The organism is Stieleria magnilauensis, assembly GCA_007753675.1.
GTDB lineage: Bacteria > Planctomycetota > Planctomycetia > Pirellulales > Pirellulaceae > Stieleria > Stieleria magnilauensis.
Window position 1 is genome coordinate 4,326,798 of the sequence record CP036432.1, and the last position, 16,703, is coordinate 4,343,500.

At 60.4% G+C, this 16,703-nt stretch carries 17 protein-coding genes; 14 read left to right on the forward strand and 3 right to left on the reverse strand.

Features of this window, described 5'->3' with window-relative positions; all coding sequences use genetic code 11:
- Positions 1-160 precede the first annotated feature (160 nt).
- The 3 genes from TBK1r_RS15325 to TBK1r_RS15335 all read left to right on the forward strand — a co-directional run bounded on the left by TBK1r_RS15325 (position 161) and on the right by TBK1r_RS15335 (position 2,860).
- On the forward strand, positions 161-556 hold the full coding sequence (locus tag TBK1r_RS15325) for a heavy-metal-associated domain-containing protein (RefSeq protein ID WP_145212213.1): 396 nt from the start codon (positions 161-163) through the stop codon (positions 554-556).
- A 128-nt stretch (positions 557-684) separates the two neighbouring features.
- Entirely contained in the window at positions 685-1,497 is an 813-nt protein-coding gene (locus tag TBK1r_RS15330; protein WP_419581375.1) for a sirohydrochlorin chelatase, read from the forward strand.
- Between the two features lie 106 nt (positions 1,498-1,603).
- Positions 1,604-2,860 carry an LL-diaminopimelate aminotransferase gene (locus TBK1r_RS15335; protein ID WP_145212216.1) on the forward strand — a complete coding sequence of 419 codons (1,257 nt, stop codon included), beginning with the start codon at positions 1,604-1,606 and terminating at the stop codon, positions 2,858-2,860.
- Positions 2,861-2,880: 20 nt separating this feature from the next.
- On the opposite strand, the gene lnt is transcribed toward TBK1r_RS15335, so the two are convergent.
- Positions 2,881-4,614 carry an apolipoprotein N-acyltransferase gene (lnt, locus tag TBK1r_RS15340; RefSeq protein ID WP_145212219.1) on the reverse strand — a complete coding sequence of 578 codons (1,734 nt, stop codon included), beginning with the start codon at positions 4,612-4,614 and terminating at the stop codon, positions 2,881-2,883.
- A 143-nt stretch (positions 4,615-4,757) separates the two neighbouring features.
- On the opposite strand from lnt, the gene TBK1r_RS15345 reads away from it, so the two are divergent.
- The gene (locus tag TBK1r_RS15345) at positions 4,758-6,788 is read left to right on the forward strand and encodes a serine/threonine-protein kinase (protein WP_145212222.1); all 2,031 of its coding nucleotides are present in this window, start codon (positions 4,758-4,760) and stop codon (positions 6,786-6,788) included.
- A gap of 261 nt (positions 6,789-7,049) precedes the next feature.
- Here TBK1r_RS15345 and TBK1r_RS15350 read toward each other — a convergent pair whose 3' ends face one another.
- Complete coding sequence (locus TBK1r_RS15350; protein WP_145212225.1) at positions 7,050-8,543, reverse strand: SGNH/GDSL hydrolase family protein; 1,494 nt, start codon at positions 8,541-8,543, stop codon at positions 7,050-7,052.
- Positions 8,544-8,589: 46 nt separating this feature from the next.
- Here TBK1r_RS15350 and TBK1r_RS15355 point away from each other — a divergent pair, with 46 nt between their 5' ends.
- From TBK1r_RS15355 to TBK1r_RS15400, 10 genes are all read left to right on the forward strand, one after another.
- A complete protein-coding gene (locus TBK1r_RS15355; RefSeq protein ID WP_145212228.1) occupies positions 8,590-9,156 on the forward strand; it encodes a shikimate kinase in 567 nt (188 codons plus the stop codon).
- A 180-nt stretch (positions 9,157-9,336) separates the two neighbouring features.
- Entirely contained in the window at positions 9,337-10,083 is a 747-nt protein-coding gene (locus TBK1r_RS15360) for a sugar phosphate isomerase/epimerase family protein (RefSeq protein WP_095741420.1), read from the forward strand.
- Entirely contained in the window at positions 10,084-10,932 is an 849-nt protein-coding gene (locus TBK1r_RS15365; RefSeq protein ID WP_145212232.1) for an NUDIX hydrolase, read from the forward strand.
- Positions 10,933-11,152: 220 nt separating this feature from the next.
- Entirely contained in the window at positions 11,153-11,482 is a 330-nt protein-coding gene (gene trxA / locus TBK1r_RS15370) for a thioredoxin (RefSeq protein WP_095741422.1), read from the forward strand.
- Between the two features lie 6 nt (positions 11,483-11,488).
- The gene (locus tag TBK1r_RS15375) at positions 11,489-12,283 is read left to right on the forward strand and encodes a thymidylate synthase (RefSeq protein ID WP_145212235.1); all 795 of its coding nucleotides are present in this window, start codon (positions 11,489-11,491) and stop codon (positions 12,281-12,283) included.
- A gap of 14 nt (positions 12,284-12,297) precedes the next feature.
- Entirely contained in the window at positions 12,298-12,813 is a 516-nt protein-coding gene (locus TBK1r_RS15380) for a dihydrofolate reductase (protein WP_145212238.1), read from the forward strand.
- Positions 12,814-12,997: 184 nt separating this feature from the next.
- Positions 12,998-13,369, forward strand: coding sequence for a 30S ribosomal protein S13 (rpsM, locus tag TBK1r_RS15385; protein ID WP_095741452.1), 372 nt, complete (start codon positions 12,998-13,000; stop codon positions 13,367-13,369).
- A 158-nt stretch (positions 13,370-13,527) separates the two neighbouring features.
- The gene (gene rpsK / locus TBK1r_RS15390) at positions 13,528-13,911 is read left to right on the forward strand and encodes a 30S ribosomal protein S11 (protein ID WP_095741425.1); all 384 of its coding nucleotides are present in this window, start codon (positions 13,528-13,530) and stop codon (positions 13,909-13,911) included.
- Between the two features lie 64 nt (positions 13,912-13,975).
- Positions 13,976-14,965: a DNA-directed RNA polymerase subunit alpha gene (locus TBK1r_RS15395; RefSeq protein WP_095741426.1), complete on the forward strand. Its 990-nt coding sequence runs from the start codon at positions 13,976-13,978 to the stop codon at positions 14,963-14,965.
- 71 nt (positions 14,966-15,036) lie between these two features.
- Positions 15,037-15,681: a bL17 family ribosomal protein gene (locus TBK1r_RS15400; RefSeq protein WP_145212241.1), complete on the forward strand. Its 645-nt coding sequence runs from the start codon at positions 15,037-15,039 to the stop codon at positions 15,679-15,681.
- A 273-nt stretch (positions 15,682-15,954) separates the two neighbouring features.
- Here the strand turns inward: TBK1r_RS15400 and pgl are convergent, their stop codons facing one another.
- Positions 15,955-16,671, reverse strand: coding sequence for a 6-phosphogluconolactonase (gene pgl / locus TBK1r_RS15405; protein ID WP_145212245.1), 717 nt, complete (start codon positions 16,669-16,671; stop codon positions 15,955-15,957).
- Positions 16,672-16,703 lie beyond the last annotated feature (32 nt).

A 16,703-nucleotide genomic window follows, 5' to 3' on the forward strand; every position in this document is an offset into this window, starting at 1 on the left:
TGGAAATTGCGATAATTGACCGATTCACGTCAAGATGAAACGATAGGGTGTCCGCCAATTTGCACGTCGGCCGGAAAGCCGACGCGCGGCGACCGCCCCCCAAACTTCGGTTTACCCCGCCCTCGACAAAATCCACCTTCCCTTTGAAAAGGACCCTTCCATGCGATCTCTCGCTTACGGCGCCGCGATCTTGGCTGCTGCCGGAATCATGTACATGATCTCAACCCTACCGACCGAGCCCGCTGCCGAAGCGGTCCCCTCCTCGGCGACCCCGGCGGATGCGGTCGCAATCGCGCCCGACGCGGAGGTGACGACGGCATCGTTGACGATGACGGTTCCTGAAATGCATTGCCCGTTTGCCTGCTACCCCAGCGTGAAAAAGAACCTGGAGAAACGCTCGGACGTGGTCGCCGTCGAACTCGCTCCGCAAAAAGAAGAAGGCATCATCGATAACCCCCAAGTCATCGTGACCTACAAAGACGGATTTGACGCCGAACAGGCGATCGCCCAGTTAGAAGCCGCCGGGTTCACCGGTTCAACCGTCGCCACGAACTAGTATTTCGTCTCAGCTCAATTTTCGGGTAGTGGACGAGGCGACGAGTCCTCTGCAGTCGGCTGATTGGCAAGGACTCGTCGCCTCGTCCACTACCGCCTACCCGAAACGCAAGGTGACAAGGAGCACGAGTGGCCGGCAAACTCGCGGCAACGCCGCTTCGCGACGCAGACTTGCCGAGCGACGCAGTTCTGTTGGTCGGTCACGGGACCCGCGATCCGGCCGGGACCGAGGAGTTCTTTCAACTCGCGTCGGTCTTGGCCGAGCGGCTTGCACCGCTGCCGGTGGAAGGCTGCTTGTTGGAATTTCAGCAGCCCACGATCCCCGAAGCTTGGCGAACGTTGGTCCGACGCGGTGCGAAACAGATCCGTGTCGCGCCGTTGCTGTTGTTTGCGGCCGGACACGCCCGAAGCGACATTCCCGATGCGGTTGCCGCGTGCGCCGCGGAAACCCCGGGCGTCTGCTGCAGCCAATCCGGCCCCCTCTCACGCGCACCGACGATCATCGCGTTGCTGTCCAGCCGGATCCGGCAAGCCGCCGATCGGGAAGCAATCCCGATGGACGATTCGGTCGCGCTGGTGATGGTCGGCCGGGGCAGCTACGACCCCTGCGCGAAAGCCGACATGCGTGTGCTCGGTGAAATCGTGGCGCGGCGATGTGAGATGCCGCATCACGCGGTCGGTTTTTATGCGATGGCCGAGCCCAGGCTGCCGGACGTCCTGGACGAGGTTGCCGACCGCTCCGGGATCCGAACCGTGATCGTCCAGCCTCATTTGCTATTCCAAGGCCGCTTGTACGACGCGATCGCCGATCAAGTCGCTGAGGCCTCGCGGCGTCACCCGCAGGTACGATTCGTTGTGGCGGACTACTTGGGGCCGACGGCCGAAGTCGCTGAGGCATTGGTCCGACGCGGATTTGCCGAAATTCCCGACTCGCAGACGTGATGCGTCGGGAATTCAGCTTCACCACACTCGCGGACATTTGCCGGGCCGTTTATCATCGGTGCCCTTCGCCAGAACGGTTTTTTCTTCCATCCCTCTGATCGCTGCTATGTCATCTGCCACCGAACCTGAAGTCAAAGATCCCTATTTCCAGTCGTTGTTTGCCGATCGCATCGGCGGGGCAAACTATGGAAAGAGCACCGAGATCTACAAGTTCGAAAAGATCAAACGGGCCAAGCGGAACGCCTTGGCGGCCCACCCGGATCGCCAATTGCTGGATTTCGGAATCGGCGAAAACGACGCGATGGCCGACGAAGCGGTGCGGCAGGTGATGGCGACTGAAATCAATCAGCCCGAAAACCGCGGCTACGCCGACAACGGCGTGATCGAATACAAGCAGGCCGCCGCGCGGTTCATGAAGCGGCACTTTGACGTCGACTTGGATCCGGCCACGCAGATCAACCATTGCATCGGCAGCAAGCCCGCCTACGCCATGTTGCCGGCCTGTTTCATCAATCCCGGTGACGTGACGCTGATGACCGTGCCGGGCTACCCGGTCGCGGGCACCCACACGCGCTACTACGGCGGTGACGTGTTTCGGTTGCCGCTGTTGAAAGAAAACAATTTCCTGCCCGATTTGGATTCGGTTCCCGACGACATCTATCGCCGCGCCAAGTTGTTGGTGCTGAATTACCCGAATTCCCCGACGGGACGATTGGCGACGCCGGAGTTTTTTGAAAAGGTGGTCGCGTTGGCCAAGGAGAAGGAATTTGTCGTCGTTCATGACGCGGCGCACATTCTGCTGACGTTTGACGGCAAGCCGACCAGTTTCCTGGAAACCCCCGGCGCGATGGACGTCGGCGTCGAAGTCCATTCGATGAGCAAGGGATATGACATGATCGGTTGGCGGATGGGTTTCGTCGCCGGTCACCCGCAAATCGTCTCCGCGTTCGCGGACGTCAAGGACAACAGCGACAGCGGGCAATTCATCGCGACCCAAAAGGCCGCCGCCGCGGCGCTCGACGATGACTCGATCCCTGCTCGCATCAAAGCCAAGTATCAACGGCGGATGGAAAAGCTGGTCGCGGTGCTGAAAGATTGCGGCTTCGATTGCGAAATGCCCGGCGGAACGTATTTCCTCTACACGCCCGCCCCGAAGGGGACCGAAAGTGGTGAAACGTTTGACAAGGCCGAGGACGCGACGCGGTTCCTGATCGAACAACTCGGTGTCGTCACCGTGCCCTGGGACGATGCCGGATCGTACCTGCGTTTCAGTGTCACCTACGTGGCCGACAGCGAAGCCGACGAAGACGCTTTGATGGCCGAAACCAAACGGCGGCTCAGCGAAGCCAAGTTCACGCGTTAGCGAGGGCTCGCGCCCTGCCGCTAACCCCTTCTGCGCCAAGACTTCGGCCGCAACAGCGCGGCCAAAAACACAATCGCGCAAACCCGCGCCGGCCAGTCACCGATTGTCATCACCAGACTGGTCCGGCTGTCTAAACTCGGCTTGGCAATCACCCATCCGTTGCCGCCTTGTGGCAGCTCGTCGACGACACGGCCATTGCTATCGATCCAGGCCGTCGGCCCGTTGTTGGCGGCCGACAAGATCGGCCGGCGACAGGCGACGGCGACGAATTGGGCGCATCGTTTGTGATGCGTGATGACGCTGGAATCATCAAACCAGGCGTCATTGGTGACGGTCACGATCGCGTCCGGCAATCCGCCTTCGTCAGCCTTGAGTTCACGCAGGTGATTGATCGCGACGCGTTCGACCGCGGTCTCGATACAGATATTGGGGCACAGCGTCGTCGGACCGACGTGAAACCGTTTGGCGTGCTCGCCGGGCGTTAAACCGAGGTTCTTCGGCACCCAGTCGCGAACGATCGGCACGTGTTTGACCAGTGGAATGTACTCGCCGAACATGACCAGGTGCATCTTTCCGTACCAGTCGACGACGCGGCCTTCCGCACCGACGTGGACGATCCCGCTGTACATCTTCGTCGTCGGCCCATCGTCGATCACCCCGCAACCGCCGATGATGTCAGGCTTGGTCGCCTGGGGGCCATTGCTGGCCGCCAACATCGCTTGCAACGATCCCGCGCGAAATTGAAATCGCTTGCGGTGCTCGGCGGTCATCGCTTGCTCTTCTTCCCGGCTGAGCCCCAATTCGCGAGCCATCGCGCCGTCGCCCCGGCCGGCCATCCAAGGGATCATGCCGGTGAACATCGACTCGGGCCAAACAACGGCATCGATCGTTTCATCAGTCGACTGGAAAGCGCGAATCGACTCTTGCGCGTAGGCGTCGAACAACTCCAACTCGCGCGAACGGTCTTGATCGTATTCCACCGGTTCGTTGCGTCCGATCAACGCGATCGTCGTCGTGGACGGTTGCGTCGGTTGCCGTAGACGATAGCGGCCATAGAGAAACGTTGCCGAGAGCAGCACGAGGGCGGCGATACAGCAGGTCACGACGCTGCCGATCGAAGGAGTGAAGGGGTTGGCCGCGTCGGCCGATCCCTTCGTCGAGCACCAACGCCATCGCCATGCCGACACCACAGCCACGTTCACAACCACGATCACCAGCGAAACCGCATAGCTGCCACCCAAGTCGGCGATTTGAATCAGCGAGGGGACGTCGGCCAAGGTGTGGCCGAGCATGACCGCTGAAATTCCCGTCAGCATGTAGTTACGAATGCACTCCATGCCGACCCAAGCGAGCGGCGCGGCGAACACCATCGCCAGCCCCAGCCGCATCAAACGGCGCAGCACCACCACATAGGCGACCGGGTAGATCGCCAGATAGGCGGCCAGCGCGATCCAACAGGGATAGATCAACGGGTTAGCAAACCGCAGCCCTTGCAACGTCAAGGCCCAGTAGCCGACCGCGGCCAAGTACAAGACCGCATACTGTCTCGATGAAATCGTCGCCTGCGTTGCCGCAAGCAGCAGGGGAGTGACGGCGATCGCTGCGAGCGGCCACCAGCCCAAGGGAGGCTGGCTCAACCAAGGCACGACCAGCGACGCCATCGCGATCCACCACCAGGTTCGTCCGACGGGCGGCTTCGTCGACGACGTTTTCGCGGGCGACTCGGTTTCAGTAGGGGGGGCCGATTTGTTCATGCCCCAGATCCTAGGCAAATGCGTCGGTCAGCGGAATTCAGATCTCTTGATCGGCGAACGTCAGACGCGGAAAAAATGTTAGATTAGTGGATGCGATCCTTCATCCTCGCACCCTTCTCTTTTCCCCGACGCTCCCATTGAACATGAAGCCACCCGAATACCTCGGCCCCTACCGGATCGGAGAGACCCTCGGCACGGGCGGAATGGGATCGGTGTTCAAAGCCAAACACGCCAAATCCGGCCAGGACGTTGCGGTCAAATTGATCGCCTCGCAAATGTCCGACGAAATGCGTTTTCGGCGTCGATTTGACACCGAAGTCAAAACGCTCAAGCTGCTCAGCCACCCGAACATCGTCAAACTGATCGGATTCGGCGAAGAGCACGGCATGCTGTTCTATTCGATGGAGTACGTCGAAGGCGAAACGCTTCAGGAGTTGATCCGTCAACAGAAAAAGCTGCCTTGGATGACGGCCCTGGATATCTCGATTCAGGTCTGCGCCGCGCTCAAACACGCCCACGACTTCGGCGTGACGCACCGGGATCTGAAACCGGCCAACCTGGTGGTGCAGCGTGACGGAACCGTCAAACTGCTGGACTTCGGGATCAGCAAAATTTTCGGCGAGAATCAGACCGCGGTCGGTTCGATCATGGGCACGGCCGACTACATGGCGCCCGAACAAGCCGACGGATCCGGAGTCACGTCGCGGACGGACCTGTTCGCACTCGGCTGCGTGATGTACTCGATGTTATGCGGAAAGCCGCCGTTTCGCGGCAAGAACATCACCGAAGTCATTTCGGCGTTGCAGCACAAGGATCCGGTGCCGCTGGATATGATCGATCCCGACTTGCCCGACGATGTCGTCCAAATCGTCAGCGAACTGCTGGAAAAGCAGCCCGAGAAGCGGCCGCCCACCGCCTTGGCAGTGATGAACCGCTTGAAAGCCATGCGCGCCGGCTTGCATCGGATGCAGACCCTGTCCGATCGCACGGGCGAAAAGCCGGAAACACCTTCCAGCGCAGAGACCAAGCACCAATCCGCCGACGAGCCAGACCCTGACGAATCCGACTCGGGGCGACCGACGTCGGATCGCTCGGGACCAGAATTTGACACGACCGGGCCGGAGAAACCTAACGGCGGCAAGAAGACCCGCGTGCAGGCCGGCAAGACGCGGCCAGAAGACACCGTGCCGTTTTGGGACATCAGCGACGGCAACCAGACCTCGGTCTCAAGCGTGGACCCCTCGGCGCGCACGGTCCACACCGAAGGACACAGTGGCAAACGCGGAACCGTGCTCAGTACCGCCGCCACTGCGGCGTCGGACGACCGTCGGTCGCCGGATGATTCGACGGTCGATCCCGATGCCCCCAGCAACCGCGACACGTCGGTCGGCTTGAGCGGAAAGACTCACTTTCAAACCGTCTCCGATGGCGAGGTCCGCGAAGGGTTCTTCGTGACCCCCAAAACCAAGGCGGAACACCCGGCACTGCGGATCGTTTCAATCGTCGCGCTCTCGCTGATCCTTCTGGTCGGTTTCGTCTTCCTGGTCGTGTCCACGCGAGGGCCGACGGCGGAAGAATTGCTCGCCAAAATCGACAGCCCGGACAGCTCCGTTCAATCGTTTCAGATCCAAGACGAGATGGAACGATTCCTCAAGCTGTTCCCCGAGCACCCCAGAGCGGACGAGATTCGTCAGCGAGAAAAGATCTATCGCGTGGAAGCGGCCGTGCGACGATTGAAGCTGAAAGCCAAGCTGCGAACCAGCGACGGACCGCTGTACGAAAAAACGTTTCTCGAAGCGATGGCGCTGCGGCACAGCAATCCGCTTGCGGCGCGTGAAAAACTGCGGCAGTGGATCGCGGTCTTCGGTGATGCCGAAGACGATGACGGCGAGCCCGCGCGGTTGGCCCAACTCGCCGAATTCGAAATCGCCCGACTCTCCGATGCACAGTCGGAAATGCAAGCAGCCCCGGGAGACCCGAAGTTGGCGGAGCTGATGCGGCGGATCGACCGCGCCGAACAGTTGCCGTCCGAACAACGCAAGACGCTCCTGGAGGGCATCGTGACGCTTTATGAAGGTCAACCCTGGGCGAGCGAGGCACGCCAGCGAGCGATGTCGTTGTTACACGAACCCGCGCCGGACGACGCGTCGCAGCCGGACGACGCGTCGCAGTGAGCGTGGGTTGCATGCGCCTCGTGGTTTGCAATCAAGAACCCCAGCGGGAAGCGTCAGCGAGCGGCGTGCTCAAAACGCCCCGTCGCGGCGCCGCTCGCTGACCGGCTTGTTGATTGAATCCGATCGCACGTGGGATCAGCCGCGAGCGCGCGAGCGTACGGGAATGCATCATGTCGATGACTCACCGGCGCCCGTAGGCTCGCGCCAAACGGCTGATCAAATCAACAAGCCGTGACGCGGCCCGCTGAGATCAACCCGCCTTTACTCCCCCTCGACGTGACGCTCGTCCGACGACGGCTTCCCCGCGCGGCCGGCGGCCCAGTTTCGTAACCCTTCCAAACGCTGCTTGCCACGGGCGAAATAAGTTTCGTCGAGCGATGCGAGATGTTGCGTCGCACGCTCGCGGTAAGACTCCTCGGCGGAGGCGGTCGCCGGGATCTGAAACCATTCCATCACCGCATCGGAGACGGCCAACGCGATCTCTTGATGCCCGGCGATCGTCGGATGAACGTGGTCGACGAACCGCTGCGGGTCTTCGATCCCATCAGGAATCGGCCTCCACTGAGAATCCGTTCGATCGAACAATTGATCACATCGAATCACACGCAGCCGATGACGCTGGGCCAACTGCACGATCGTTTGCAAAATCGGTGTCGTCGCCCGCAGCGGACAGACATCATGATCGCGCACGGCATAAAGATGATCCTTGGCTTGTCGGGCGCGACCCTGCTTCCAATGCAGCATGCCGGCCAAGAAATGGATTCCGGCATGTTCGGGATCGATTTCCAAGCACGCCTTGCAGGCCGCGAGGCGCGGTTCCACCGCCAGCCGGCTGTCCTCCGCGATCGCCTGGTGCCGGAGAAAGTCATCCAGTGCCGCTTGATCCAGATCCGCCATTTGGACCTTCAGCGGCGGCGTGTTGACAACGTCACTGGTCGGCACACAAACCAACAACGGGACTTCGGCGGCAGCGCACATGCCGATCATGCGTTCCAGCGTGACGCGAAAATGGTTCACGACGCCACGTCGCCATTGTTCATCGCGGACGTAGCGAGCCATTCCATCGACGAAGTCCAAGCGTGTTTTCAATTCCGCCGGCAAGTCCTGGCCATGGCCCGCTGGGGGACGCAAGTGCCGACGGATCGATCGGACCAGGTAGGATCCTTGGGCCAGGCGTTGCAGCGGGTTGCTTTCCCACTCGATCGTGCTGTAGCTGCGTTCTTCCAGATACTCGTTGTGCCCGGTGTACAGCACGATCGCGTCGGGCTGATAGCGGAGGACTTCGTCCAACACGATCGCGATCCGATAGCTGGCGTAGGAGACGCCGCCGCAGTTGACGACTTCGTAGGCATGCGACGGATCTTGGGCTTCCAGCCGCAACTGCATCCATTTTGCGAATGCGGTTTCGGTTTCGTAGGGACGGCCCTGGACGGTGGACCCGCCGAGCACGAAGATGCGTCGCGTGTTCTCCGGTTTGTCGGCGGCAAACGAGGCCGGCCGAAAGAAGTTCAGCCTCGATGGCGGGATCTCCAGACGTGTGGAATCCGACGACAGGACAAACAGCGGCGACTGGCCGGCAGAATCAAACACCGGATCGCTCGCCAGGTCCCTTGGATCGACGCGGTGCGTCACCCGCAGGGCCAGTTCCGCGGCGAGGAAGGGCAACAGGGCGATCGCCAGACAGACCGATCGAAACAGCCACACGCGTCGCGTCGGCAACTGCGGCGACGGCGAGTCGGGGGAGCGGCGAGACACTGAAAGACCAAACAAACGAAGTCCGGCGGGGTAAACGGAGGTGAGGGTGACTACGGATCGAATTTACTTGACCGGCTACCGCGGCACCGGAAAAACGACGGTGGGACGATTGATTTCTGCCGAACTGGCGACCGAGTGTATTGATTTGGATCACGTCATCGAGCAGGCGGCCGGTAAAACGATTCGCGAGATCTTTGCCGAAGGAGGCGAAGACCTGTTCCGCGATTGGGAATCACGGTGCCTTCGTCAGGTGGCCGCCGATCGATCACAGGGACGCGTCATTTCGCTCGGCGGGGGAGCGATCCTCCGTGAACAGAATCGTGACGTGATCCGGCAAACCGGAGTCTGCATTTGGTTGACCGCCAGTCCCGAGGTGATCGCCGGGCGTCTTGCGGCCGACCAGACGACCGGGCAACGGCGGCCGGCGCTGACGGAACTATCGCCGGTGGATGAGATTCGTGAATTGCTTGCACGCCGCGAACCGCTGTATCGCCAGGTGGCCGATTTGACACTTGTCGGCGACGCCAAGTCCCCCGAGCAATTGGCCCGCGACGCGGTCCAGTGGCTGGGCCAACATGGGGGTCAGGGCGTGACACCGCAACGAAATGATTGAGGAATTAATGGTGGCGAACGCTCCCTCGCTCGTTTCGTCGCATTAGCCGGTAAACCGGTCTTTTGCCCAGATCGCCAAAATCGGTACGCTTACCTAAAACCATTCGTGGCGGCGGCTTGCACTCGATCGCCCGCCGTCATGCGACCAGAATTCTAGACGTTGAATTGAAAGGATACTCCCGTGTTGATCGCCGCTTCTACTGAATGCTTTCCCGGTCTCGAATTGCTCGCCGCGATCGAACTTGCTTCCGACTTGGATTTCACCGCCATCGAAATTGCGTTGCACGAATCGGGGAACGTCAAACCGAGTGAATTGCTGGAGGACATGGATCGCTCCATCCAACTGCTCCGCCACACCCACCGACTCGACATTTCAGGCTACAGCGTGCAACTGGCGTCCACCGGCGCGGATCACTACCAGCAATTCGCCAAGTTGTGTTGGTTGGCCAAGACGACCAAGGTGGTCACGATCACCATTCCGTCGGCCGAACAGGGCACCCCCTTCAACGAGGAGGTCGAACACCTGCAGAAACTAGTCGAGATCGGTGAGGCCGAAGGGGTTCGCGTCAGTGTGAAAAGCCAACTCGGTTGCTTGAGCGAGGATCCCGACACGTTGATGGTGCTGTGCAACAACGTCGACGGATTGGGAATCACCTTGGACCCGAGCGTTTACATCACCGGTTCGGCCAAAGGCAAAAGCTTGGACCACATTTTGAAATTTGTTTGCAACGTGCACCTTCGCGACACGCGTCCCGATGCGTTTCAGGTCAGCGTCGGCCAGGGGGAAGTCGACTACGGAAAACTGATCACCCAGCTTGAACGCGAGAAATACGATCGCGCGTTGACGGTCAACATGACGCCGATGGAAGGCTTGGATCATCGGGTCGAATTGCGAAAGCTGCGTCGACTGCTCGAGACCCTCGTCTAGGTGCCCGTTGTGTCCGCCAGGGATCGTGCCGCCGAGCAGCTGTTTGCCGCGGAATCCATCAAGACGTTTGGCAGCGTGGTCGCTCAAGTGCTCGCCCAGCGCAGCGGCAACCAGACGGGCAAATTCCCAAGCGGCCGATTCTTGAACCGTTCGACCAGTTCCCCGCGGGCGAGCGGCGGTTCGAAGCTGGCGCCGCGTTTGTCTTACGGTCGCCACCGTGGCCCCGCCCGATCGGATTCACGCCGGGCGGCCGTTGTAATTGTGGTCTATCCCCATCGGCAAACCGGGCGGTTGTGCCTGACGCTCACCCGCCGACCCAAGGCGTTGTCGCACCACGGTGGGCAAGTTTGTTTGCCGGGCGGACAAATCGAGTCTGGCGAATCCTCCTTACAGGCGGCGCTGCGGGAATACCACGAGGAACTCGGACTGCCGGTGCAGGTGATCGACGTGGTGGGATGTTTGTCGCCGATCTACGTGTTTGCCAGCGACAACCTGGTGGAAACGCAAATCGTCACAACAAAGTGCCCCACAACCCAGTGGCGTCCCGACCCGGTCGAGGTGGACGAAGTGATCGAGATGCCTGTGGAATGCCTGCTGCACCTGGGGGAATCCGATGCACCCCACTCGCCCCCCCATTGCACGCTCATCGATCAAAAAAAACAGCGGATCGGTAAGAGTCAGGGCAGCGGCGAGGTATTCCAGTACAGATTCGGACACCGGGCGATCGAGTTCGATGATTGCCTGGGGCGTCGACAAGACGTCTGGGGCGCGACCGCGATGCTGCTCGGCGAATTTGCCGAAATCGTCTCGCGTGCCGTCGAGCACTGGATGCGCAGTGACGTTCGGTGACTCGAACTTGGACTCCCCGATCGGGGCAATCCAGCCAGGATGGCCAACGCCAGAATGGAACGCGACGGAATCGGCAGCGACCAGATGAGCCCGGCGAGCTGAAATTCTCGCTTTGGCTAACTTGGCCGACCACCCCCAGCTTCCTACAATTCGCACTCGAGTATCGGCGGATCACCGTCGGCCTCTCCTTTTCCCTGTTGCTATCCCGAGGACCAAGACCATGGCTTCAGACGCCGTGAAAGAATTTACTGACGACAACTTTGATGCCGAAGTCCTTCAAGCCGATGGCGCGGTGCTCGTTGATTTTTGGGCACCCTGGTGCGGCCCCTGCCGTGCAATCGCTCCGATGATCGACCAGCTGGCCGAGGAGAACAGCAAGGCAAAAATCGGCAAATTGAACATCGATGACGCCCCCGGTGTCGCACAAAAGTTCGGCATCACCGGGATCCCCACGCTGTTGCTGTTCAAAAACGGCGAAGTCGAGCACAGTTTCCGAGGCGGCAACACGACCAAAGCCGCACTTCAGGAAGCGATCGACGCGTCGGTCTAAGACGAAATGCTCCAGTACCTCCGCCTTCTCGAAGACATCCTTGAATCCGGCTCTGATCGGGGCGACCGCACCGGCGTCGGCACGCGAAGCCTGTTCGGCCGCCAGTTGCGATTCGATCTGTCCGACGGATTCCCGTTGTTGACCACCAAGAAACTGCACCTTCGCTCGATCATTTACGAGCTGCTGTGGTTTCTTCGTGGTGACACCAACATCGCGTGGCTGAACGAGAACGGCGTGAAGATCTGGGACGAGTGGGCCGACGAAAACGGCGACTTGGGGCCGGTCTATGGCCACCAATGGCGGTCCTGGCCGACTCCGGACGGGCAGACGATCGACCAGATCGCCTGGGTCGAAAACGAGATCCGCACCAACCCGCTTTCGCGTCGGCTGATCGTCTCGGCCTGGAACGTCAGCGAGGTCGGCGCGATGGCCTTGCCCCCCTGCCACACGCTGTTTCAGTTCTACGTTTCCGATGGCCGGCTCTCGTGCCAGCTTTATCAACGCAGTGCCGACGTCTTCCTGGGCGTCCCCTTCAACATTGCCAGCTACGCCTTGCTGACGATGATGATGGCCAGCGTGACCGGATTGAAACCCGGCGCGTTCGTGCACACCTTCGGCGACGTGCATCTGTACCAGAACCATTTCGAACAAGCCCGGGAACAGCTTTCCAGGGAACCCAAACCGTTACCGGAACTGGTGATCGCTCGCGTGCCGGAATCGATCGACGGGTTTGTGTACGAAGACTTCGAGATCGTCAATTACGAGCCCCATCCGCACATCAAGGCCCCCGTTGCGGTCTGAAAGCCAATACCGCCATGCCCGCAACCAGCAACCCTCCCGTCACCGCCGTCGTTGCGATGACCCCCAGCGGCGTGATCGGACTGGAGGGGACGATGCCGTGGCGACTGCGTCAGGACCTGCAGCGGTTCAAGCGGATGACGATGGGCGGCGTGCTGGTGATGGGCCGCAAGACGTTTGATTCGATCGGGCGGCCGCTGCCTGGCCGGCGGACGATCGTGGTGTCCCGCCAAGCGGACCTGACTTACGAGGGTGTTGACGTCGCGTCTTCACCCGACGCGGCCCTGCAGATGGGTGGCCAGGCACCAATTTATGTGGTCGGTGGGGCAGAAATCTATCGTCAACTGATCGATCGTTGCGACCAGATCTATTTGACACGCGTGCTCTCGGGCGTCGCCGGCGACACCGAACTGGAGCTGGATCTGTCAGATTTCCGCACGGTGGAGCAATTTCGGGTCCCGGCGGGGCCGGCCGACGCGGTGCCGACGGAGTTTTTTCGGATGGTCCGCAATCGCCGGAGCGAAAATTCCTGAAAAGGCTCGAAAGTGGCCATTGAGCAAAAAGGGGACCATTCGCTATAGTCCGGGATTCTTGGCCAGCACTTTTTCTGACTTTCTGCGGTCGCGTTCCCTCCCGGGGGCGTCTCCAACCGCAAGGTGCTGTGTCTTCATAGTTTTAGCACGATGATTTTGCAGGAGCCTCGCCATGCCCCGTTTGTTGGGCGTCGACATCCCGAACGACAAACAGATCCAGTATTCGTTGACCTATCTCTACGGCGTCGGCCTTCACACGGCCCGCGAAGCCTGTGAGAAGCTCGGCGTGGACCCGACGCGCGCCGCAAGCGACCTCGGAGAAGATGAGCTGGGTCAAATCGCAGCATTGCTGGAACGTGAATACACGGTCGAAGGTCCACTGCGTCGTCAAACGACCCAGAACATCAGCCGGCTGCGTGAGATCAAGTCGTACCGCGGCATGCGGCATCGAATGGGATTGCCGGTTCGCGGACAACGCACCAAGACCAACTCGCGTACCCGCAAAGGGCCCAAGAAGACGGTCGCCGGAAAGAAAGGCGTCAAGGATCTTCGCTAACGTCTGGCCGATGCACCCGGCGATTTACAAGCCGAGCATCCCCGACGTCCCAAGACATATTTTCGTTTGGTCCGAAGCAGCGACCGCGTCGTCGACGCGTCGCGTTTTGGCCTCCCCTCCAGTTCGACATTAACCGTTTGAAGTTTTAGGACTTTGCAGTGGCAAAGAGCAACAAAAAGAAACGAGTACGGCGAAACGTGACCAACGGCATCGCCCATGTTCACGCGACGTTCAACAACACGACGGTGACCATCACCGACGTCAAAGGCGACACGCTGTGCTGGGCAAGCGCCGGAACCAGCGGTTTCAAAGGCAGCCGAAAGAGCACCCCGTTCGCCGGCCAGTGTGCCGCCCAACAAGCCGCCGAAAAGGCGTCGAAGTTCGGCATGCGAGACGTCGAAGTTCGCGTCAAGGGCCCCGGATCGGGACGTGAAAGTGCCATCACGGCACTGCAAGCGGCCGGACTGAAGGTCAAATTGATCGAAGACGTCACGCCGATTCCGCACAACGGATGCCGACCGCGGAAAAAGCGTCGCGTCTAGTAGATCGGTCTCTCGGCTACTCTTTACCCCCGCATTTGCACTCCCAAGCGACAGGATCACAACCATGCATATCCGTTGGCGTGGAATGGAACTTCCCAGCAATCTGGAAGTTGACCGCGATTCCCTTTCCCAAACGTACGGCAAGTTCATCGCCGAACCGTTCGAACGTGGCTTCGGCACCAGTGTCGGAAACAGCCTCCGACGCGTCCTGCTGAGCAGCCTGATGGGTAGCGCCGTCACGCAGATCAAGATTCGTGGCGCCCAGCATGAGTTCACCAACATCCCCGGCGTCTTGGAAGACGTGACCGAAATCGTCCTCAACGTCAAAAGCTTGGTGGTCCGCAACCACAGCGAAGCGACGCGGGTGATCACGATCGAAAGCGACAAAGCCGGTGAACTGCGTGCCGGTGACATCGAAACCGATTCGGATGTCGAAATCATCAACAAAGACCTCGTGCTGGCGACGCTCACCGAAGACACGCCATTCATGATGGAAATGGTCGTCGAAAACGGCCGCGGCTATGTGCCGGCCACCGAACACAGCAGCGCCGATCACGAAATCGGGATCATTCCCGTCGACGCCGTCTACAGCCCGATCACCCGCGTTCGATACGAAGTCGAAGAAACCCGCGTCGGGCAAAAAACCAACTACGACAAGCTGATCCTGGAAATCTGGACCGACGGGAGCGTCAACCCCGAACTGGCACTCGTCGAATCGGCAAAGATCCTTCGCAAACACCTCAACCCGTTCGTCCAATATCGCGAACTCGGACCGAGCATCTTCTCGGCCGCTCGCGGTGGCGCCGGGTCGCCCGAAGCTCAGCTGGAAGCCAAGCTGAACATGACGCTCGCAGACCTGCGATTGTCCGTGCGGGCGAACAACTGCCTGGAAAGTGAAAACATTCAAACGGTCCGTGATCTCGTTCAACGCAACGAAGACCAACTGTTGGAAGTCCGGAACTTCGGTGACACCACGCTGAACGAAGTCCGCGAAAAATTAGCCCAGTACGGATTGCACCTCGGCATGCGAGTGCCGGCGCAACCCATGTTCTAGCGGACGCCTCGCCGCAGATCCGCTCGAAACCCCTTCGCACAAATACACCCCCAACCCTATCCGAATACGTCATGCGACACCGACGACGTGGCCGCACGCTGGGACGCAGTCCCAGCCACCGAAAGGCCCTGCTGAAAAACCTTGCCAGCGCTCTGTTCCTGACCGAGCGTGATGCCGAACTCGACGACAACGCTCCCAAGGTTGCCGGTCGAATCACCACCACGCTGCCCAAAGCCAAAGAAGTGCGGTCGCTGGTCGAAAAATGCATCACCATCGCCAAGAAATCGCTCCCGCACGCCGAAGAAGCGGCCAAGTTCGCTTGCGACGCCGACCGCGGCAGTGACGAATACAAGAAGTGGCGAAAAAGCGAAGATTGGCAGAAGTGGGCCGCCGCCCGCGCTCCCGTCGTCGCCGCACAGCGACGCATCGTTCAATTGATCGGCGACAAACAAGCGACCGCCATCCTGTTTGATACCATCGCCCCACGCTACGTCGATCGCGACGGCGGCTACACCCGCGTCGTCCGTCTGGCAATCCCGCGTCTCGGCGATGCCGGCACCCGGGCGATCCTGGAACTGGTCGGAAAGAACGATCGCGTCTCGCGAAAAGCCGAACGGCCCTCGTTCGCCGATGATAGCGATAGCAGCGACAACGAGGCGGAAACGACGCCCGAACCCGTCGCAGCAGCCGCTGATTCCGACGACGAACAGTCCTGAGCTGTTTAGCGGTTAGCTTTTAGCGGTTAGCCCAATACCGCTTAGTGAATACCCAGTGGCGAGCCCGCTCGCGCTGCCGCGAACTGTGGCTGATGTCAAACGGCGATCAGCCGTTTGGCGCGAGCCTACGGGCCCCAACTCTCTCATCGACGCCGCACTGGGCTCGCAGCCCAGGCCTTCGGGCACGCTCACGCGACCCGACAACGCTCTGATGGGGCACGACGCGGCAGACGAGAAATTCATCTGGACGACATCGCTCGCCCCGAGTCTCCCCTACGCCGCGCCGCACGCCGCGGCATCGACGAACCAACGCGTCGGTTTGATCCGTTGCGACGGATAGCGATTCAGATCGGTTTCGCCTGACAGAACCTGCTTCAGGGCCTGCTTCAGGGCCTGCTGTTTCGCTTCGCCGGCGGTCATCATCCAGATGTTTCGCGCCGATTCAATCGCCGGAAACGTCAGCGTGTACCGAAAGCCGTCAAACTTCGGCACCCAATTCTCGACAAACCAGCGGTTCTGTTCGCCCAGCGCCAGCGTGTCGGGAAACAAAGACGCGGTGTGGGCGTCATCGCCCATGCCCAACAGCATCAGATCCCAAGCCGGAAACGGCTCGTCGAAGTGGTCACGAAGCGTTTGCTCGTACTGTTCGGCTGCTTCGGCCGGTGCATCGACATTCACCGGGACGGCATGAATGTTCGCCGCCGGGATGTCCACCTTACTCAGCAATGCGGTGTGCACCATACGGAAATTGCTGTCGGCATGATCGTGCGGCACATTGCGTTCGTCTCCCCAAAACCAATGGATTTGATCCCAAGGAAGCTGACGCTCGCTCAGCATTTCATAGACGCGGCGCGGGGTAGAGCCGCCCGACAGGGAAACGCGAAAGACGCCGTTCTGCTTGACCGTTTGCTCGGCCAATTCGCAAAAGGAATCGGTCACGGCCAGTTGCAACGATGCGACATCGCTGAAGGGATCAAAGGAATCGTTCATGGTCAGCGGGGGTAATCGGATTCGGACGTCGG